At 69.2% G+C, this 18998-nt stretch carries 15 protein-coding genes; 8 read left to right on the plus strand and 7 right to left on the minus strand.

Annotation, left to right across the window (positions count from 1 at the left end):
• Positions 1-133: 133 nt before the first annotated feature.
• Positions 134-1813: an NTF2-like N-terminal transpeptidase domain-containing protein gene (locus tag NB3_RS03340; RefSeq protein ID WP_244891748.1), complete on the plus strand. Its 1680-nt coding sequence runs from the start codon at positions 134-136 to the stop codon at positions 1811-1813.
• On the opposite strand, the gene NB3_RS03345 is transcribed toward NB3_RS03340, so the two are convergent.
• The 3 genes from NB3_RS03345 to NB3_RS03355 are packed head-to-tail and all read right to left on the minus strand — an operon-like array spanning position 1814 to position 4830.
• On the minus strand, positions 1814-2179 hold the full coding sequence (locus tag NB3_RS03345; protein ID WP_067796267.1) for a DUF3054 domain-containing protein: 366 nt from the start codon (positions 2177-2179) through the stop codon (positions 1814-1816). It abuts the gene before it with no gap.
• A gap of 37 nt (positions 2180-2216) precedes the next feature.
• On the minus strand, positions 2217-3305 hold the full coding sequence (locus NB3_RS03350; RefSeq protein ID WP_244891749.1) for a lysylphosphatidylglycerol synthase transmembrane domain-containing protein: 1089 nt from the start codon (positions 3303-3305) through the stop codon (positions 2217-2219).
• Positions 3306-3309: 4 nt separating this feature from the next.
• A complete protein-coding gene (locus NB3_RS03355; RefSeq protein ID WP_174553164.1) occupies positions 3310-4830 on the minus strand; it encodes an adenylate/guanylate cyclase domain-containing protein in 1521 nt (506 codons plus the stop codon).
• Between the two features lie 144 nt (positions 4831-4974).
• Here NB3_RS03355 and NB3_RS03360 point away from each other — a divergent pair, with 144 nt between their 5' ends.
• The 5 genes from NB3_RS03360 (at position 4975) to NB3_RS03380 (ending at position 9310) form a co-directional block, all read left to right on the plus strand.
• Positions 4975-6264 (plus strand): AI-2E family transporter, encoded by a 1290-nt coding sequence (locus NB3_RS03360; RefSeq protein ID WP_157111475.1) that lies wholly within the window; start codon positions 4975-4977, stop codon positions 6262-6264.
• The gene (macS, locus tag NB3_RS03365; protein WP_067796280.1) at positions 6224-7417 is read left to right on the plus strand and encodes a MacS family sensor histidine kinase; all 1194 of its coding nucleotides are present in this window, start codon (positions 6224-6226) and stop codon (positions 7415-7417) included. Before NB3_RS03360 ends, macS begins: the two co-directional genes overlap by 41 nt.
• A 16-nt stretch (positions 7418-7433) precedes the next feature.
• Positions 7434-8099 carry a response regulator gene (locus NB3_RS03370; protein ID WP_067796282.1) on the plus strand — a complete coding sequence of 222 codons (666 nt, stop codon included), beginning with the start codon at positions 7434-7436 and terminating at the stop codon, positions 8097-8099.
• 120 nt (positions 8100-8219) lie between these two features.
• Positions 8220-8855 carry a DUF1707 SHOCT-like domain-containing protein gene (locus NB3_RS03375; protein ID WP_157111497.1) on the plus strand — a complete coding sequence of 212 codons (636 nt, stop codon included), beginning with the start codon at positions 8220-8222 and terminating at the stop codon, positions 8853-8855.
• Positions 8856-8941: 86 nt separating this feature from the next.
• Positions 8942-9310 (plus strand): MerR family transcriptional regulator, encoded by a 369-nt coding sequence (locus NB3_RS03380; protein ID WP_067796287.1) that lies wholly within the window; start codon positions 8942-8944, stop codon positions 9308-9310.
• Here NB3_RS03380 and NB3_RS03385 read toward each other — a convergent pair.
• A complete protein-coding gene (locus NB3_RS03385; RefSeq protein ID WP_067796290.1) occupies positions 9307-10497 on the minus strand; it encodes a helix-turn-helix domain-containing protein in 1191 nt (396 codons plus the stop codon). The genes NB3_RS03380 and NB3_RS03385 overlap by 4 nt on opposite strands.
• 345 nt (positions 10498-10842) lie before the next feature.
• On the opposite strand from NB3_RS03385, the gene NB3_RS03390 reads away from it, so the two are divergent.
• Positions 10843-11310 carry a hypothetical protein gene (locus tag NB3_RS03390; protein WP_228827497.1) on the plus strand — a complete coding sequence of 156 codons (468 nt, stop codon included), beginning with the start codon at positions 10843-10845 and terminating at the stop codon, positions 11308-11310.
• Between the two features lie 1369 nt (positions 11311-12679).
• Entirely contained in the window at positions 12680-14296 is a 1617-nt protein-coding gene (locus tag NB3_RS03395) for a DUF2339 domain-containing protein (protein WP_244891750.1), read from the plus strand.
• Positions 14297-14418: 122 nt separating this feature from the next.
• Here the strand turns inward: NB3_RS03395 and NB3_RS03400 are convergent, their stop codons facing one another.
• The 3 genes from NB3_RS03400 to trmB are packed head-to-tail and all read right to left on the minus strand — an operon-like array spanning position 14419 to position 18976.
• Positions 14419-17439 carry an MMPL family transporter gene (locus NB3_RS03400; protein WP_067796298.1) on the minus strand — a complete coding sequence of 1007 codons (3021 nt, stop codon included), beginning with the start codon at positions 17437-17439 and terminating at the stop codon, positions 14419-14421.
• Complete coding sequence (locus NB3_RS03405) at positions 17439-18167, minus strand: NYN domain-containing protein (RefSeq protein WP_174553161.1); 729 nt, start codon at positions 18165-18167, stop codon at positions 17439-17441. The genes NB3_RS03400 and NB3_RS03405 overlap by 1 nt, the downstream gene beginning before the upstream one ends.
• Positions 18164-18976, minus strand: coding sequence for a tRNA (guanosine(46)-N7)-methyltransferase TrmB (gene trmB, locus NB3_RS03410; protein ID WP_157111479.1), 813 nt, complete (start codon positions 18974-18976; stop codon positions 18164-18166). The genes NB3_RS03405 and trmB overlap by 4 nt, the downstream gene beginning before the upstream one ends.
• Positions 18977-18998 lie beyond the last annotated feature (22 nt).

Consider the following 18998-nt stretch of genomic DNA (forward strand, 5'->3'; position numbering starts at 1 on the left):
GAGATGCGAGATCCCGGGGCAGAATTGGGATGCTGAGCATGGGTAACGTCCGCGCTACGGAGGCATCGCGGTCTGGTCTTTTTCGGGTACGGTGGTCTTGTTACTGAAGTGACAAGAGTGAAGAGTGGGCGACATGGACGTGTGGGGATCCCGCCGCTTTCGTGTTCGCGGCGCAATGGCACTCATGGGGGTGGCGGCGCTCGCGCTCGGGATCGGGTCGTGCGGGATACACGAGAAGCAGAATGAAGCCGAAGCGGTCGTCGAGCGCTTCACGGATCTGCTCGACGATCAGGACTACACCAAGGCGGCAGACCTGACGTCGTACCCCACCGCGGCCACAGCAACTCTGAAGCAAATGTTCGAGGGGTTGCAGGGCGCCAAGGTCGACTACCGCAAGACGCAGTTCATCGGTCTGGACGCGCAGTCCGCGATCTTCAGCATGGACGTCGAGTGGAACTTCGGCGAGCGGAAGACCTGGAATTACAGCCTCGAGGGCAATGTGCGCAAACTCGCCATCGGCTGGCGGATCTCCTGGGAGCCCGCGGTCGTGATGCCGCAGCTGACGCACAACCGGACGGTGCGGTTGGTGCGCACCTATCCGAAGCCGGCGCCGCGGGTCAACGACATCGCCGGTGAGCCGCTGATGACCGAACAGGTCATCAACGTCGTCAAGCTCGATCCGACGAAGATGCCCGACCCGGTCGCGTCGACCGACGCGCTGGCCAAGGCCATCGAGCCGGTCGCGCCGTTGATCACCGGACCGTCGCTGATGCAGCAGCTGGCCACCTCGCAGGGCAAGCCGATCGTCGCGGTGAACCTGCGCGAGGGCGACTTCGCGATCCTGGAGCCGCGGATGGCGCCGATTCCCGGGGTGGTGATGGAGAAGCAGCCACGGCTCATCTCCGCCGACCGCCGGGTCTGGTCGCCACTGCTCGACGCGCTGCGCAAGGTGCAGCAGGAGAGCCAGGAAGCGCATTCCGGGTGGGGCGTGCAGCTGTTCGAACAGGACGGGCGGTTCATCTCCCAGCTCGCCGGTCAGCAGGGGCCGCCGGGACCGGACATCGCGGGCACCATGGACCAGCGCTTGCAACGCGCCGCCGAGGACGCGGTGGTCAGCGTGCCGACGCAGGCCTCGATCGTGGCGATCCAGCCGTCCACCGGCGCTGTGGTGGCGGTCGCGCAGAACAGCCAGGCCAGTGAGCACGGTTCGGTAGCGTTCACCGGGCTGTATCCGGTCGGCGGCACCATGGAGCTGTTCCGCGCCGTCGCCGCCGGGGCGAAGAACAAGGCGCCGCAGGACGTCTCGGTGCAGGACGCGGCCGAGGCGGCGACCGCGCTCGGAGTCGGCATCGACTTCAAGGTGCCCGGCCTCGACGAGGTGACCGGCCGCCTGGCCGTCGCCGGACGCAGCGCCGAGCAGGTGGTCCAAGGCGGTGGATCGGACGCCGTGCTGGCCAGCCCGTTCGGCATGGCCATCGCCGCCGCCGCGATCGCCCGCGGGTCGGTGCCGCCGCCGATGATCGAGGCAGGACGTCCGAGCACCACCGACGCCAAGCTCGACCCGCTGCCGCCGCAGACCGCCGACCGGCTGCGCGGCATGCTGCGCGACGCCACGAACGCGCCGGAGCTGGCCAGCGTGCGCCGCTATCGCGACGTCGCCGCGTTCGCCGCGACCGCGGGTCCGGATGGATGGCTGATCGGATCGATGGGCGATCTGGTCTTCGCGATCCACATCAACGACGTGGACAGCAAGGACGCGACCGCGCGAATGGCGGCCAGGATGCTCCAGGCGCTGGCGACTCCGGAGCCCTGATCACCGCACGGCTCGGTACACCGCGCGCCAGCCGAGCAGGAACACCGCGAGCACCACACCGGCGACCAGCACGAAGCTGACCGCTGTGCCCTGACCGCTCACCACGCGCAGCAACATGCCCCCGACCAGGGTGCAGGCCCAGATCACGACGCCGGAAGGCCACAGCGCGGCGATGTCGAACCGCGCGGCCTTCGCGGCGCGCCCCCTCAGCGCCACGACGAGCCAGCCGACGACCAACCCCGTCGCGAACGGCCACACGGTGCGCAGCAGCCCGGCGAGCACCGCTTCGTCGTGGCTGCGCCTGCCGATCGCGCAGAAGACGACGACGAGCAGCGCATCGAGCACGAAGGGCATCAGTTTCCGCACGCGGCCCAGCGTAACGGGAGGCCGGACGCGGCGGCCGTCACAGCCGCCGCTGCTCGAACTCCTTCTCGAACTCCGCGTCGTCGGCCTGCGGTGTGCGGAACAAGAACAGGAACACGATCCACCCGACGATGGCGACCAGGATGAAACTCACCATCCGATACACGAACGCCGCGGCGACCGCCTGCGCGGCGGGCAGGCCCGCGGCGGCGGTGAGACCGTAGATCAGCGTCGCGTCGACGTAGACGATGCCGCCAGGAGCGAACGGGATGGACCCGACCGCCTTGCCGACCGCGAACGCGAGCAGCAGCCCGGCGATGCGCGGATCGGCGCCGACCGCGTAACAGGCCGCGCCGAGGCAGGCCACGTCGGCGAAACGGTGCACCAGTGCCCACAGCGCCACCAAGACGCCGTCGCGCTTGCCGAGGTCGACCGATTCCAGCTGGTCGAGCACGTCCTCGATCTTGGCGGCGCCGTGCTCGGGCGGCCGTTTGCGCAGCCGGTTGACCAGTGCCAGGAGTTTGCGCAGCAGCGCCTCCAGCGCACCGGGATGGCGCGAGACGTGATTGCCCGCCCACACCAGCGCCACCACGGCGGCCAGCGAAAGGATCAGTTTCAGCGGGCCGACTCGCCCACCGGCCAGCAGCGTGCCGCCCACGCCGAGCAGCGCGAGGCCCACCGCGGCCACCACCCCGGAGAACACCAGCTGCCAGGAGGCGACGATCGGGTTCGCGCCCCAGCGCCTGGTCTGCCGATAGGTGAACGTGGTGGAGAAAACCTGGCCCGCGGGCAAGGTCACCGACATCGCCGTCGCGCCGTAGACCACCGCGACGGACTTGCGCTGACTCACCGCGACGCCGCCCGCGTTGAGCAGCTGCTTCTGCACCCTGCCGAATCCGCTCATCGACAGCGCCTGCAACCAGATCGAGGCCGCGAGCCAGCCCCAGTGGATCTCGGTGAGCTTGCGCCATGACTCGTGCAGCCGCGGCCAGAGATACACGCCCTCGGCGATCAGCAGGGCCAGCAGAGCGGCGCCGAGCACCCATTTCACCCAGCGGAACCTGCCGCGACGGGAACCCGCCATGGGCGGCGGCGCCGGATCTCCTGGCTGTTCCCCGTCGGCCGTCACGCGGTCAGCCTAACGAACGCGCCGTCTCGACCTCGGCATCGTCGTGCGCGTCGTCCCGTTCTCGTGGCCAGGCCAAAAGCGTTTTCCTGCGTCTGCCGCGCAGCTGCACTTCGTCGCCGGTCTCCCACTGGTCCTGCTCGCTCTCCTCGGCGAAATACAGCGCGCTGCCCGAGGCCAGCGTCCGGCCGGGACGTTCCTTGGCCAGCTCGGTGAGCCGGGACGCCTCGTTGACCGGATCGCCGATCACCGTGTACTCGAAGCGGTTGGCCGCGCCGATGTTCCCCGCGACGGCCAGGCCCGCCGAGACGCCGATCCCGATGTCGAGGCCGGGGACTACCCGCAGGGTCTCGCGCAGTTCGCGCGCGGCGGCGAGCGCGGCGGTCGGCGCGTCCGGGCGGTCCAGCGGCGCGCCGAAGATCGCCAGCGCCGCGTCGCCGACGAACTTGTTGACGAAGCCGTGATGGCGGTCGATCACGTCGACCACGATGCGGAAGAACTCGTTGAGCAGGCTCACCACCTCGGTGGGCGGGCGCTCGGCCGCGGTGGCGGTCGAACCGACCATGTCGACGAACAGCACCGCGACGAAGCGGGTCTCACCGCCGAGTTCGGTGCCGTAGTCCAGCGCCCGCTGCGCCACCTCTTCGCCGACGTGCTGACCGAACAGCTCCTGCAGCTGACGGCGCTTGGCCGCCTCCTCCATCATCCGGTTGAAGCCGACCTGCAGCAGGCCGATCTCGCTGCCGTCGAACACCTCGACCTGCACGTCCCGCGCCCCGGCCTGCACCCGGTCGATGGCTTGGCTGAGCTGGCGCACCGGATCGGAGATGCTCGAACCGGTGAGCATGGACAGCGCCAGCGCCTGCATGATCACCACGCCGCACAGCAGCAGGATGGAGATGGCCAGCGATTGGGCCGAGAATTTCACCTCCGATGAGATCTGCGTGACGCACAGCAGCACGATGGCGATGGTGGGGGCGAAGGTGCCCATTCCCCAGGTCATCGCCATCCTGGTGCCCACGCCGGGGGTGAGGGTGTGGTCGAAGGTGCCCTCGGTCAGCGCCTGCGCCGCCACCGGGCGCAGAATGCGTTCACCCAGCATGTAGGTGAAGCCGAACACGATGGTCGCGGCCATGCACTCGGTGATGATCACCGCGCCCGCCAGCGCCGGAGTGTCCTTGATGATCAGCGCGGCCAGCACGGCTCCGCCGATCAGCCACAGTGCGAGGTGCAGGATCGCCTGGCGCAGCGGTGCGTGCAGCGCGGCCATCTGCTCCTGGCGGCTCGGTGGTCCGCCGCGCATCTGCCAGCGCATCACCGGGCGCAGCATCAGCGCGGACGCGGCCATGCTGAGCAGGCCGCCCGCTACGAAGACGACGGCCGGGATGAGCAGGCCGGTGCTCCTGGCACCGGATGGCTCGCCCTCGGGGACGGGTAGTCCGTACTGGATGAAGGCCCACACCAGAACCGCGCCGAAAGCGTTCGCCAGCAGCATCGATGTCAGGTACAGCGGCCAGCGCGTTCGCATGGTCTGTTTGACCGCTTCCAGAGGCGCCGACACGGGGTCCAATCTAGCGTTCCGGTCCGGCCGGCCTGTTCGCGGCGCTGGCCGCAGGTGAATGCGCGGGCTGAGGACGGACTATGTCCGACGGCACACATTAGGCTCACGGAGGTGAGCGAGCCGAAGCCAAGTCCAGAGCGGAAAATCACGCTGTCGCGGCCCGCAGCGGAGACGGTGCATCCGATCGTCCGGGTGGCGGCGGAGTGGGGCTGGCGACTGCTGGTGTTGTTCGCGCTCGGGCTCGCGGTCACCGCGATCGTGCAGAAATTGGCGACCGTGGTCATCCCACTCGCCATCGCGCTGCTGGCGGCGGCGCTGCTGGCGCCACTGGTGGACTGGATGCAGCGCTTGGGCGTGCCGCGCGGGGTCGGCGTGTTCGTGGCGCTGGTCGGGTCGATCGGCGTGGTCGCCGGCATCATGACCTTCGTCGTGGAACAGTTCGTCGCCGGTGTGCCGCAGCTGTCGAACAAGTTCACCGACAGCATCCATCAGATCCAGGACTGGCTGATCAACGGCAGGCTGCATCTGAGCAACGAGCAGATCCGCAACGCGGGCGACGCCATCGTCAAGGCGATCCAGTCCAATCAGGACAGCCTCACCAGCGGCGCGCTCACCACCGCCACCGTGATCGGCGAATTGCTGACCGGCACCTTCCTGACGCTGTTCATCCTCATCTTCTTCCTCTACGGCGGCGATCAGATCTGGGAGTTCGTCACCAGGATCGTGCCGACCGACCACCGCGAGCGGGTCCGCACCGCCGGGCGGCTCGGGTTCGGCACGCTGGTCGGATTCGTCCGCGCCACCGTCGTGGTCGCCGCGGTGGACGCCATCGGCATCGGCGCCGGGCTGGCCATTCTCGGCGTGCCATTGGCGCTGCCGCTGGCCTCGCTGGTGTTCATCGGCGCGTTCATCCCGATCATCGGCGCGTTCCTGGCCGGGTTCATCGCGGTGTTCATCGCGCTGGTGACCAAGGGCCTGGTCACCGCGTTGATCGTGCTCGGCATCATCATCGCGGTGATGCAGCTCGAGGGCCATGTGCTGCAACCGCTACTGCTCGGCCGTGCGGTCAGCATCCATCCGCTGGCTGTGGTGCTGGCGATCACGGCCGGCGTGGTGATCGGCGGGATAGCGGGCGGTCTGCTCGCGGTGCCGTTCGTGGCGGTGATGAATACGGCGATCCGGTCGTTGCTGGAAGGTCCAGAGGAGCTGTACGGGGAACTGAACACCGGCGAGGACCATCGCGGGCTGTATTCGGCCGATCCGGATCGGCCCGAGCCCGGTCGGTTCGACGTGGCCGCGACGCTGCTCGAGGCGACGCAGAAGCGGGCGACGGATTCGGCACAGCGGAAGGCGGACTCCGATGACGGCGGGCAAGCCGGCGACGGCCCGGAGCAGGGCTGAGCTGCGCTCGGCCGATGTGGCGACCACCCCGCTGTGGCGGGCCGCGCAGGCGTTGCGGCTGGTCACGCTGCTGTACGCGGTCGGTCAGCAGATCGCGTCGGCGCCGTACTACACCAATCAGCGATTGAGCTGGGTGCTCATCGCGTTGATGGCGGTGTGGTCGGGCGCTTCGGCGATCATGCTGTCGCAGTGGCACTTTCCCGAGGTGGCCCGGCTGCGCATCTGGGTGGTGATCGGCGATCACGTGGTGGTGATCGGACTGATGGCCGCCACCCGCCTGGTCGCCGATTACGGCTGGTATCACGGACACCAGACGCTGCCGACCACGCTGTGGGCCACCAATGCCGTGATCGGCGCGGCGATCCTGCGCGGACCGTTCGCCGGCGTGCTGTCCGGCGCCTTGATCGCCGCGGTGTCGCTGACGGTCCGCGATCAGTGGGGCGAGGACGTATGGGCGGACGCGACGGTGCCGGTGCTCGTCTCGGTGGGGCTCGCGCTCGGCTTGGCCGCCAACACCGCGCGCCGCGCCCAGGACCAGCTGGAGCAGGCGGTGCGCCTGACCGCGGCGGCCGAGGAGCGCGAACGGCTGTCGCGCGAGGTGCACGACGGGGTGTTGCAGGTGCTCAGCTACATCAAGCGCCGCGGCAGCGAAATCGGCGGTCCGACGGAGGAATTGGCTCTGCGCGCCGGTGAGCAGGAGGTGGCGCTGCGCGTGCTGATCACCGAGCAGGCCGATCACCGCGACGCGGGTGGGGCCGAGGTCGACCTGCGGCCGCTGCTGACCGCGCAATCCACGCCGACGGTGTCGGTGTCGACGCCCGGCGATCCGGTGCCGGTCGGTCGCTGGATGGCGAACGAGATCGCATCGGCCGTGGCCACGGCGCTGTCCAATGTGGAATTGCACGCGGGGCCGGACGCGCGGGCTTATGTGTTGCTGGAGGACACCGGCGACGAATTGGTGATCAGTGTGCGCGACGACGGCGTCGGCATTCCGCCAGGTCGGCTGGCCGAAGCGGAAGCCGAAGGGCGCATGGGGGTTTCCCGGTCCATCGTGGGGCGGATCGCGGCCCTCGGCGGCAGCGCGGACCTGCTCACCGAGATCGACGGCGGGGTCGGGTTCGGCACCGAATGGGAATTCCGGGTGCCGAGATGAGAGACGGGAGGCGCGGATGACCGACCAGGCGGACGGGTCCATTTCGGTGATGGTGGTGGACGACCACCCGATGTGGCGGGACGGCGTCTCCCGCGACCTCACCGAAGCCGGATTCCGGGTGACGGCCACGGCCGACGGTGTGGCCGCGGCGAGCAGGCGCGCCGGTGCCGTGCGGCCGGACGTGGTGCTGATGGACATGCAGCTGCCCGACGGCAACGGGGCACAGGCGACGGCCGAGGTGCTGCGGGTGTCGCCGCAGAGCCGCGTGCTGGTGCTCTCGGCCTCGGCCGAGCGCGACGACGTGCTCGACGCGATCAAGGCGGGCGCGACCGGTTATCTGGTCAAGAGCGCGTCGGCGGCCGAGCTGATCGACGCGGTGCGCGCCACCGCGGCCGGTCAAGCGGTGTTCACACCGGGGCTGGCCGGACTCGTGCTCGGCGAGTACCGGCGGATGGCGACCACGCCCGCGCGTCCCGACGAGCCGCACCGGCCCGCGCTCACCGAGCGCGAGACCGAGGTGCTGCGGATGGTGGCGAAAGGGCTGTCCGCCAAGCAGATCGCGACGCGGCTCGGGCTGAGTCACCGCACCGTGGAGAACCACGTCCAGGCGACGCTGCGCAAACTGCAGCTGGCGAACCGGGTCGAATTGACCCGCTACGCCATCGAACAGGGGCTGGAGTGATCCGCCGGACGGCTTCCGAATCAGGGATCGCCCTGATGCGCGCGTGGCCGTCTGCTCGGTAACCTCGATCGCATGGGTGGGCCCGAATCGGTATCGAATGCGGTCGGCTCCGGCGGCGCTGTGGGCGACCGGGAACTGCGCGTGTCGGACGCCGAGCGGGAACACGTCGGTCAACTGCTGCAACGCGCGGTCGGCCTCGGCATGCTCTCGCTCGGTGAGTTCACCGAGCGGATGGACACCGCGCTGGCCGCCAAGACCCGCGGCGAACTGAACGCCGTCCTCATCGACCTGCCCGGCGTCCGCCTGGTCGGGCAGCCCGCCGCGCCGCCGTCGACGTTCGTGAACTCCTCGCCCGCTTTCACCAGGCAGGCGCCCGCCGCCAACGGCGCGGGCAACGTGATCCGCTCGCGGTTGTCCGGGGTGAGCCGCCGCGGCCCGTGGCAGGTGCCGCCCACGCTGCATCTGAACAACTGGCTGTCCGGCGTGACCTTGGACTTCACCGAGGCGATCATGTCCACCCAGGTCGTCGAACTGCGCGTCGACGATTTCGCCGGTTCGATCACCCTGATCGTGCCCGCGGAGGCCACCGTCGATCTGAACGGGCTGGAGCTGATCGGTTCCAGCGTGAACAACAAGGTCCGCACCGGGCCGCCGATCGGCCCGCTCCACCTGGTGGTGCACGGCAAGATCCGATTCGGCTCGGTCACCGCGAAGCACCCGCTCATGGCGCAGTGGCGCCGGTTGATGGGTCGCTGAACCGGGTCGGCCCGCGGCGGGGACCGGGTCGAGCGTCGGTGTATCAGTGTGAGATTCAAGACCGAAGTGGAAGGGCCAGGGGACGGATGCGGATCGGGGAACTCGCCGAGCGCACCGGCGTGAGTGAACGGTCGCTGCGCTACTACGAGGAGCAGGGCATGCTGGCCTCCGATCGCACTCCCGGCGGTCATCGCGACTATCCGGAGCGGGCGGTGGACCGCGTCATCCATATTCAAGAGTTGCTCGCGGCGGGACTCACCAGCAAGAAGATCGCGCGCATCCTGCCGTGCATGCGCGACGCGGACGGCGGTCCCAGCGAGTCCGCCACGCCCGCGCTGGTCACCGAACTGCACACCGAGCGCGAACGGATCACCCGCACCATCAACGATCTCCTGCGCTCGCGCGAGGTGCTGGACGAGGTGATCGAGCGGGCCGGGGAACGACCGGCGTCCTAGGTGTTCACCCCGATCCGGCGGGCGAACGCGCGCAGCGGCACCTTGCGGTCGTGGTCGAGCAGTTCGGTCACGATATGGCGGGGCAGCGTCTGGTATTTCAGCCAGTCCGCGCCGCCCACCCGCTCCGCCGTGAGCAAGGCGTCCAGCGCGCGCTGGTGTCGGCCGGTGCGGGTCAGCGCGACCGCCGTATCGGCGAGGTGCCTGGCCCGGGACGCCTGCGGGAGACTACCGTTCACCGGCATCTGCTTGGCGGCGGCCAGCGCCTCCGGGTAGCGCTCGGAGGAGACGTTGACATCCACCGTCTGCATGACGACCTGCGAAGGGCCGAAATACGTTTCGTAGTCCTGCCGGTCCGTGCCGATCCGCAGGGCGACCTCGCTCGCCGCCTGCACCAGGGACAAGGCGTCGTGCACGTCCTGGGCTCGGCCCGCGGCGGTCGCGCCCTGCAACACCAGCGAACCGTAGGCGGACAGATGCGTCGGCGTGACGTCGCCGGAGGGCTCGAGGGTCGCGGCCGCGTTCAGCGCCACGCCGCGGGACTCGTCGTAGCGGCCCTGCACCAGCAACTGCCAGGCCACCGAACCGCGGATGGTGGCGAGCAGCAGGGGATCGTCGCCCAGCTCGGCGGCGGCGAGCGCCTGCCGGATGGCGAGGAACGCCGGATCGGTTTGTCCGAGATGCACCAGCGTGCATCCGGTTACCCAGTACATCCTGGCCAGCAACTCGTTGGCAGGGGCGACCGAACCGTTGCGCGCGGCATGCACGGTGGCGCGCAGCTGGGTCAAATTCGGCGGAAGAATCGAAGTCAGCAACTCGTAGCGGCCCGACCAGTAGGCGCCCCAGGCGTATTCGACCGCGCGCCTGCCGTCGTCGAGGCTGACCGCCTCTTCTTCCCTGGTCTCGCCGAGCAGGTCGTCGACCGGCGTCAGCGCGCGTCGGATGGCCACGATGCCCGCGTCCGGATTGGTGGACGGCACACCCTGGCGCTTACCGATCAGATCGGCGATGTCCACGTCCAAGGCGCGCGCGATCTTCTGCAAGCTGGCGATGGACGCGGTTTGGCGACCTCCCTGCTCGAGTTTGCGCACCAGATCGACGCTGACCCCCGCCTGGTCGGCGAGCTGGCGCTGCGTGAGCGCCTTGCCGCGGAACTGGCGGATCCGAACTCCGATCGACGATTCGTCCATACCCAAGTCCTTTTGTTAAATCTGGGTTTCAGAGTACGACGCTATGTTATCTGCGACTACCGAAGTGGGACATTGCGTACGACTCGTTCGCCGCTGGTTGGAATACCGTTGCCTTTCTGCAACTTTGACTGCAAAGGGCGGCGGCAATGAAAACCATGCCGATGAACACCGTCCAGGCCGGGCGCGCCGATCGCGCGCGGCGGCCTGGCGCTCAGACCCTACGATCGGCGCGCCACCGCGCGTTTCGATCGGCACGTCTCGTCAGCGCTCCGCTGGCAAATATGCGCGACCAGCGCGGGTTGCTACCCCGAACGTCCGTCTATTCGACCGAATTCGGCTACTGCGATGCGGAGTAAAGCGATGTTCGAGGGCTGTCACAACCCCCATGAAGTCGCGCATCTGCTGCGGCATACCTACGGGCTTCCGGTTCAGCTGCTCGCCGGACGCCCGACCATCACCACCGGCTCCATCATGGGCGCGATCGTCATGCCGCCGGAGCTGGGGCGCAAGGTGCTCGTCCAACTGGACCGCAACCACACCGCGCCCGTCATCGCCGATCCGGGTGAGCGCACGTGGACCTTCCTCGTCACGCCACCAAGCCCCGCCCGGCCGGTCGAAGTCGCGGTCCGGCGCTGCCTCGCCGGGCACGGGGTCACCGTGATTCCCGGCGGTCGCATCATCCTGTTGCCCAGCTCCGATTCGTCACTCGGCTGGCACTGGGCGGGCGAACCCGCGCCGGGCGTCCTGCGCATGCCGCCGCGCGCCGCGGTGATCGACGCCGTGCACGAGGTCGTCGGGCTGCGCACCTACTGACCACCTGGCGCGACCGGTCCGCATCCGACTGCCCGGGTGCGGGCCGGTCGGGCGGGTAGAACCCGCCCGTCTACCAGGGGTAACTACTCATGTCCGCGCGGGTCGCGATGACCAGCATGAAGTCATGACTACCTCCATCGATCCGGCGTTGCTCGCGCGGCTCTCCGGCGAGTTCACCACGCTGGGTACGCAGCTGGGCGTGCTCGGGAGCGATCTGCGGCTGCTACGCGAGCAGGTCGTCGCGGACATCTCGGTGCGTCCGGCCGCGCCCGGCACGTGGGGTGCGGGCGTGCCGGGAGGAACGCATCCGACGTCGGACCGGCCGGGGGTGCCCGGCACCGAAGCGGTGCGTGGGGCGGAGTCCCGCGCGAAAGGTGCGGACGTATCCGGGGTGATGCGGGAGTCGGCGTTCGACACGCTGGGGGCTGGCGTTCCCGGGGATGCGGGTGGCTCGGTGTCCGACCCGTCGGGTGCCGGTGTTCCTGGGGCAGCGCGAGGGTCGGCGGCCGATGCGACGGGGGCTAGCGGTCTCGAAGATGTGGGTGGCTCGATGTTCGGCGTGTCGGGGGGCGTCGGCGTGCCTGGGGCAGGGGGCGGTTCGACGGCCGACGTAACTGCTGGTGGCGTACCTGGGGCGGCATCCGACGCGTCGGGTGTGGGCGAGCCCGGGGTGGCACGGGGGTTGGCGTTCGGCACGCTGGGGGCTGGCGTTCCCGGGGATGTACATGGATCGGTGTCCGACCCGTCGGGTGCCGGTGTGCCTGAGGCAGGGCACGGGTCGCTGCCCGTCTCGACGGGTGGGGGCGAGCCCGGAGATGTACGTGGCTTGGTATCCGACCCGTCGGGTGCTGGTGTGTCCGGGGCAGTGGCCGACGCGACGGGTGCGTCCCGGACGGAGGCGCCACGCGGGTCGGCGTCCGGCGAGGCGCGCGGCTCTCTTTCGCAGCCGTCGGTACGCCCTGGGACTGGCAGTCAGGCGCTCGGGTCTGTTCCCGAATCCGTAGGCCCGGTCGCGGGGACGGTGTCGAGTGGGGGCGGTGCACCCGCGGGGAGCGGGTTCGCGGGGACGGTGTCGGGTGGGACCGACGGGTCCACAAGTGGGTTCGGGGAGTCGGGAGGCGTGCCGTCAGGGGCGGTATCTCCGGTGACTCCGTCGTGGCCGGGCCGGTCAGCGGCCGGTGTGCCGGGTCCTCCTCCGCAGCCCGCGTACGTTCCGCGTTACGCGCCGCCGCCGGGCGGTGGCTGGGGTGGCGCTGCCTGGCCGCCGAACGCCTGGGGGCCGATGCCGGGCGCGGTACCGCCTCGTCCACCGGTGCCGCCGCGCCCGGCGTCGCCGGTACCGCACACGCCGTGGTGGCAGCGGGACGGGGTGATCAGCCGGATCTTGGCGCTGGCCGGTGTCGCGGTGACGTTGATCGGCGTCGCGATGCTGCTGGTTCTGGCCGCTCAGGCGGGCTTCTTCGGGCCGGTGCCGCGGGTGGTCGCGGGTGCGGTCTTCTCCGCTGGGCTGGTCGCCACGGGCGTGCGGGTCTTCGGGCGGACCGGCGGACGGGTCGGCGGCATCGCCCTGGCGGCCACCGGCGTCGCGGGCGCCTATCTCGATGTCGTCGCGGTGACGGCCATCTACCACTGGCTGCATCCGGTGTTCGGGCTCGCCGTCGCCTTGGGTGTCGCCGCCGGAGGCGTCGGTTTGGCGATGCAGTGGCGCTCGCAGCCTTTCGCGGTGCTGGTGGTGCTCGCCGCGGCGGCGCTGTCTCCGGTGGTGACCACGCGACCGGTGCTGCTCGCGTTCCTGATCGTGTTGCAGTTGGCCTGCGTGCCGGTGCAATTGGCGCGGGACTGGCCCTACCTGCACGTCGCACGCACATTGCCCGCCGTACTGGCGACATCGACGTTTGTCGCGGGTGTGGTACTCGGTGCTCCCTCCGCTGGAGAGCGCACCGGGGTGCTCGTGGCAGCGGCGGCGGTCGCGCTTGTGGGGATCATCGGGACGATCGTCGTCGTCCGGCAACGGCCCGCCGACGTCACCGCATCCCTGACGATGGCGGCGGCGCTCGTGCCGATTCTGTTGGCGCCGGGCATGTATTCCGAACGGCTCGTCGCGGTGTCGGTGGCGTCGCTCGCCGCCGCGGTGCTCTTACTCGTCGCCGCGGCGAGCGCTGTGCCGAAAGTGGTTGGCGTTGTCGCGATTCCAGGACATACGACCCTCGTAGCGGCCGTCGCGGGTTCGATCGCGCTACTCGAAGCATGTGTGGGTGCGACCGACGCGCAAACGCTGCCAACGGCGCTGCTCTTGGTGGCGTTGGTCTTCCTCGGCGTGGCGGGCCAGCGGATGTCCCGCCTGGCGGCGGGCCTCGGCGGGGCGTTCGCGGTGCTCGGCGGCTTGGCGCTGCTGAACGTCGCGAGTCCGGAAACGCTCGCCTCGCAGCATCGTTCGGAGAGCGACCTGGGGATGTCGACCGCGCTCAGCGCGGTGCTGGCCCTCGCGGTGGTCGCGGTGGCACTGTGGTGCGCGCGGCGGTCGCCGGGCCCGGCCGCGGGTAGCGCGTGGCCGTGGATCGTCGCGAGCGTCGCCGGACTCTACGCGGTGACCACGACGACGGTCTCGGTCGGCGTCGCCACCGGAACGCCGAACGGGTTCGTCATCGGCCACAGCGCAGCGACGATCCTGTGGATGGCCGCCGCGACCGGAGCCCTCCTGTTCGGACTGCGCGAACTCGCCGACGCACCCGCGGTCGCCAAACTCGCCCTGGGTTCCGGATTGCTGGTCACCGCGGCGGCATTGGCCAAACTGTTCCTCTTCGACCTGGCAACCCTGGACGGCCTGCTTCGCGTCGCCGCCTTCCTCGTCGTCGGCATCCTCCTGCTCCTGGCCGGAACCCGCTACGCCCGAGCCTTCGCCGACGCGGGCAGCGAATCCCGCGGCCCGGCAACAGCTGCCGCGAAACAGCAGGAAGAGCCCGACGACGTCGGCCGGGCAAGCTGACCGGTCGCCGCGGCGATCGCCGCCGCTATCGCGTCATTGAGGTTCGGCACTACGCCCAACGACGAACTTCGGCCTGCGAACCGGTCGGATGGGCGCAAGTTGTCGTTGTCAGGAGCGACCGTTCACTCGCGCTCGCGGCGGCGCAGTAGTTCGTTCACGCTCACCGTGCGGCCGTCGCCGCCGTGGTGTCTGCCTTCCTCGGGGACCCGGCCGATGTGACGGCGGGAGGAGCGCAGTTCGGCCATCCAGCTCTCGATGCTGCTGCGGTTGGTGGTGTCCGGTCCGTTGTACGGCTCCGCGGTGGCCTCTGGCTCGGGTGCACGATGGGCGGGACTGTCGGAGACGGCCGGATCCTCGGACGGCAGGCGTGCCGGACGTGGGGCGGCCGGCTCCTGCTGTGCGAGTTCGAAAGTCGGCTCCTGCGCGATACCGGACAGTGGACGCGGTTCCAGCGCGTGCGGGGCGGGCGGCGTGATCGGCGAGACAGCGGGACGCGGGCTGCGCTCGGGAAGGATCACCGAGGGCACACCGGCGTGCGATGTGTTCGGGTCGTGCGGCAGGCCGCTGGGCGGCATCGGTCGCGACCCCGCGGGACCTTGTGGGTTCACGGGCGGCGACGGCGGCCGCTGCTCCGCCTGCTCGGGCGTCGAGCGCGGATCGTTCGGAACCTGCGAGATCCGCCGCGGCCGAATGGGTTCACCCCGCGGGGGTGTGGGAGTGCGCGGCGGTTCCGGGCGCTGCCTGCCCGGATCGAGCGGCGGCGGCGCGGGCGTCGGCTGCGGCGCGGGCGGCGGCGGAACCCGGTCCAGCCGCCTGGTCGGCGCCTCGGCTTCGATCTCGGCGACCGTGCGCGGCTTGCGCCTGCGCGGCACCTTGTTCGCGGCGGCGACCGCGGGGATCTGCATGGTCACCGGATCGGTGATCGGCGTGGTCTTCACCAAGTCGACGACGTCGCCGCCACCGACGCGCTCGTCGTCGAGAATGGGCTCACCGAGCCCGACCTTCTCCTGCACCTTCTTCATCCAGGCTGGCGCCCACCAGCAGTCGTCGCCGAGCAGCTTCATGGTGGCCGGGACGAGCAGCATGCGCAGCACGGTCGCGTCGATGAACAGCGCGGCGATCATGCCGTAGGCGATGTACTGCATCATCACCAGATCGGAGAAGGCGAACGCACCGGTGACGACGAGCAGGATCAGCGCGGCCGCGGTGATGATCCGGCCGGTCTGCGCGGTGCCGATCCGCACCGCCTCGGTGGTGCTCGCGCCCTGGGCGCGCGCCTCGACCATGCGCGACATCAGGAAGACTTCGTAGTCGGTCGAGAGACCGTAGATGATCGCGATGATCAGCACCAGCACCGGCGACATGATCGGCTGGGGAGTGAAATTCAACAGCCCGGCGCCGTGGCCGTCGATGAAGATCCAGGTGAGGATGCCGAGGGTGGACCCGAGACCGAGGGCGCTCATCAGCGCGGCCTTGATCGGCAGCACCAGCGAGCCGAAGGTCAGGAACATCAGCAGCGTCGTCACGAACAGGACGAGCGCGATCATCAGGGGCATCCGGCCCAGCAGCGCGCTGATGCTGTCCTTCTGGATCGCGGGTTGACCCCCGACGAGCATGGTCACACCGTCGGGCAACTCCAGCGAGCGGATGTAATCGATGGTCGGATCGGCGTCCTCGGAATTGGTGAGCGTGACGGAAGTCTTGAAAATGGTCTTGTCGTTGGGCGCCGTGCTCGGGGGATAAGCGAATTCGCCTGCCAGTCCTGGCGCTTTGCTCGCCTCTTTCACCACCTTGCCGACCTGGGTGGCGAGACTGGGATCATCGACGACGAATACCAGTTCGATCGGGTCCGATTTGCGCAGCGGGAAAACCGTGTCGAACTCTTTCTGCGCCAGCCGGGTCGGATTGTCCGGCGGCAGATACCGCTCGTTGATACCGCCGAAACTGAGGTTCTTGACGGGGATGATCAGCAGCAACAAGATGATGCACAGCGGAATCGCGATCTTGAGCGGATGCTTCATCACCCAGCGGGTGGACTGCCCCCAGAAGCCGCCCTCCACCTCGTCGGCGGTCTTCGTCTTACGGAACCGCTTGAGGCCGAGCATATCGACGCGCTTACCGAGCACCGCCAGCATGGCGGGCAAGACGGTGATCGAGGTCAACGCCGCCAGCGAGACCGTCGCGATGGCGCCGTAGGCGACCGATTTCAGAAAGCCCTGCGGGAACAGCAGCATGCCGCCGAGGCTGGCGACGATCATCGTCGCGGAGAACACCACGGTGCGGCCCGCCGTCATCACCGATCTGCGGACCGCGACCCTGGTGTCGTATCCCTCGGCGAGTTCCTCGCGGAACCGGCTCACGATGAACAAGCCGTAGTCGATGGCCAAACCGAGGCCGATCATCGAGACGACCGGCGAGACGAACGAGTTCACTTCCGCGAACTCGGTGATGAAGCGGACGATCCCCCAGGCGCCGATCACGGTGAGACCACCGACGATCAGCGGCAATCCGGCGGCGACGATACCGCCGAAGATGAAGAAGAGCAGCACGGCCACCGCCGGAATGGCGAGGATCTCCATGCGTTTCTGGTCGTCGGCCATGGTGTCGTTCAGCGTGCCCGCCACGGCCTGCAGACCGGTCACCTGCACATCCACCCCGGGGATGAAGAAGACGTTCTTCACCTTCCGGTAATTGCGCACCATCTCGGTGTCGTTGTCGCCCTTGATGGCGATGGAGGCGAAAGCGTACTTCTTGTCCTTGGAACCGAAAACGGAAGCCTGAACCGGGATATTCGCGGTGTTCCGCCAGTAGACACCGTTGATCTGGGTGATCTCGTCGGGATGGTCGCGGGGCAGACTCGTCAGGTTGTCGAGGATCTTGCCGCTGAATTCCGGATCATCGATGGTCTTGCCCTCCGGCGCCGTGTACAACACGATGACGTCGGAGGTGTGATCCCGTGCGAAGGCGCCGTCCTTGATCCGCGCCGCGCGCGCCGACTCCGAGGTCGGATCGTCCCACCCGCTGGAGCTGAGGTGGTCCTCCAACCCGAGGCCGTAGCCACCGAGAGCCAGAAGACCGGCCACGACCACGCCGATGACGGCGAAACGCAGCCGGTATACCAGATCGCCCCAGCGTGTGAACACTAAGCGACTCCTTGGGCGGGGCGAGAGGTGAGCAGTGCCGACAGCGGCCGGAACGGCTGCAGCCAGGCACCCTCGTCGGGCAGCGAGTCGAGGCTCACCCGGGGCAGCGGTTCACGGAACACGCCCGGAATGTCCTCGAGGTCGATGAATTCGAGAGTATCGGATGTGACGGCCCAACTCGCGTGCTCGCGGAAGCCGAGCACCTGAACCGGCACTCCCTTGGCGGCGAGCGCCTCGAGCGGTTCGCGGAACGCCTGGCCGTCGGCGGAGGCGACCATGATGCCCGCCAGACCGGCGCCTCGGCTGCGCAGGGCGATGTGCGCCAGCATGTCGGCGTCGACATCGGAGTCCTCGTCGATCTTCGGTTTGGCGAAGACCGCGTAGCCGACGTTGCGCAGCGCCTCCACCCAAGGCCGCACGACGTCGGCGGTGCCCGGCGCGATGTTGGTGAAGACGGTGGCCTCTGGTTCCACCCGATGCACCGCGCCCACCGACAGTTCGGCGGTGCGGGCCAGCAGCCAGCGGCCGAGCGCGTCGAATCGCGGGCGGTAGGCGGCGGTCGGACGACCGCCGAGAATGGCGCCGAGGCCCATGTCGAGGTTCGGGGCGTCCCACACCAACAGGACACGGCGCACGTCCGGCCCCGAACTGCCGAGACCTTCCGCTCCGCCGTCGTGCACCTCCCCGGCAACATCGACCACTTCGTGGGCCATTTCACTGACGCTCATCGGTCGATCTTCCCCCATATGAGCTCTGTGATGGCGCTACCGGCGCGATGTGCCTTGCCTTCGAATTTCGTGACGGGCCGCTCGAAACCGATCGGCGCGGTGTCGCGATGGTCGGCGCTCACCCCGCCTGTCGTCTCGTTCAGGCCGATGAGCAGGGGCTCCGCCATGCCCACCGCGTGGATGTGCTCGGCGTAGCCCGCGTGGTCGGTGGCGACGTGCAGGACACCGCCCGGCTTCAGGCGGCTGGCGATCAGCGCGACCGTCGCGGGTTGCAGCAGCCGCCGCTTGTGATGGCGCGCCTTCGGCCACGGGTCGGGGAAGAACACGCGGACGCCGGTCAGCGACTCTTCAGCAATCATGTTCTCCAGCACGTCGACCGCGTCGCCGCGCAGCAGGCGGATGTTCTCGATCCCTTCGCGCTCGACGCGCTGCACCAACTGCGCGAGGCCGGGCTGGTAGACCTCGATGCCGATCAGGTTCAGGTGTGGTTCGGCCTGTGCCATGGCGGCCGTCGCGGTGCCGGTGCCACAGCCGATCTCGATGACCAGCGGCGCATCGCGTCCGAACCAAGCGGCCGCGTCCAGTGGCTCGTCGGCGACTTCCCGGCCGATCGACGGCCACATCCGGTCCCAGGATTGCTGCTGGGTCGCGGTCAGCGCGCCCCTGCGCGACCGGAAGCTGGTGACTCGTGGGTACAGGCGGGAGCCGGTCTTGTGCCTCGGCCCGCCCTCGGCCGGAGCCGAAGTTGTGGACGGCGGGCCCGGAACTGACTCGGCAGTATGGTTCGCGGCGTCGTTCACGGCGTCCATTGTCCAGCATCCTGCGATCGGT

The sequence above is a fragment of the Nocardia beijingensis NBRC 16342 genome (genome assembly GCF_001612785.1).
GTDB classification, from domain to species: Bacteria; Actinomycetota; Actinomycetes; order Mycobacteriales; family Mycobacteriaceae; genus Nocardia; species Nocardia beijingensis.

Excerpts from the sequence above, each read along its gene's own strand:
- NB3_RS03340 (WP_244891748.1), top strand. The coding sequence starts at position 134 with ATGGACGTGTGGGGATCCCGCCGCTTTCGTGTTCGCGGCGCAATGGCA.
- NB3_RS03355 (WP_174553164.1), bottom strand. The coding sequence starts at position 4,830 with ATGCGAACGCGCTGGCCGCTGTACCTGACATCGATGCTGCTGGCGAAC.
- macS (WP_067796280.1), top strand. The coding sequence starts at position 6,224 with ATGACGGCGGGCAAGCCGGCGACGGCCCGGAGCAGGGCTGAGCTGCGC.
- NB3_RS03370 (WP_067796282.1), top strand. The coding sequence starts at position 7,434 with ATGACCGACCAGGCGGACGGGTCCATTTCGGTGATGGTGGTGGACGAC.
- NB3_RS03380 (WP_067796287.1), top strand. The coding sequence starts at position 8,942 with ATGCGGATCGGGGAACTCGCCGAGCGCACCGGCGTGAGTGAACGGTCG.
- NB3_RS03385 (WP_067796290.1), bottom strand. The coding sequence starts at position 10,497 with ATGGACGAATCGTCGATCGGAGTTCGGATCCGCCAGTTCCGCGGCAAG.
- NB3_RS03390 (WP_228827497.1), top strand. The coding sequence starts at position 10,843 with ATGCGGAGTAAAGCGATGTTCGAGGGCTGTCACAACCCCCATGAAGTC.
- NB3_RS03405 (WP_174553161.1), bottom strand. The coding sequence starts at position 18,167 with ATGAGCGTCAGTGAAATGGCCCACGAAGTGGTCGATGTTGCCGGGGAG.
- trmB (WP_157111479.1), bottom strand. The coding sequence starts at position 18,976 with ATGGACGCCGTGAACGACGCCGCGAACCATACTGCCGAGTCAGTTCCG.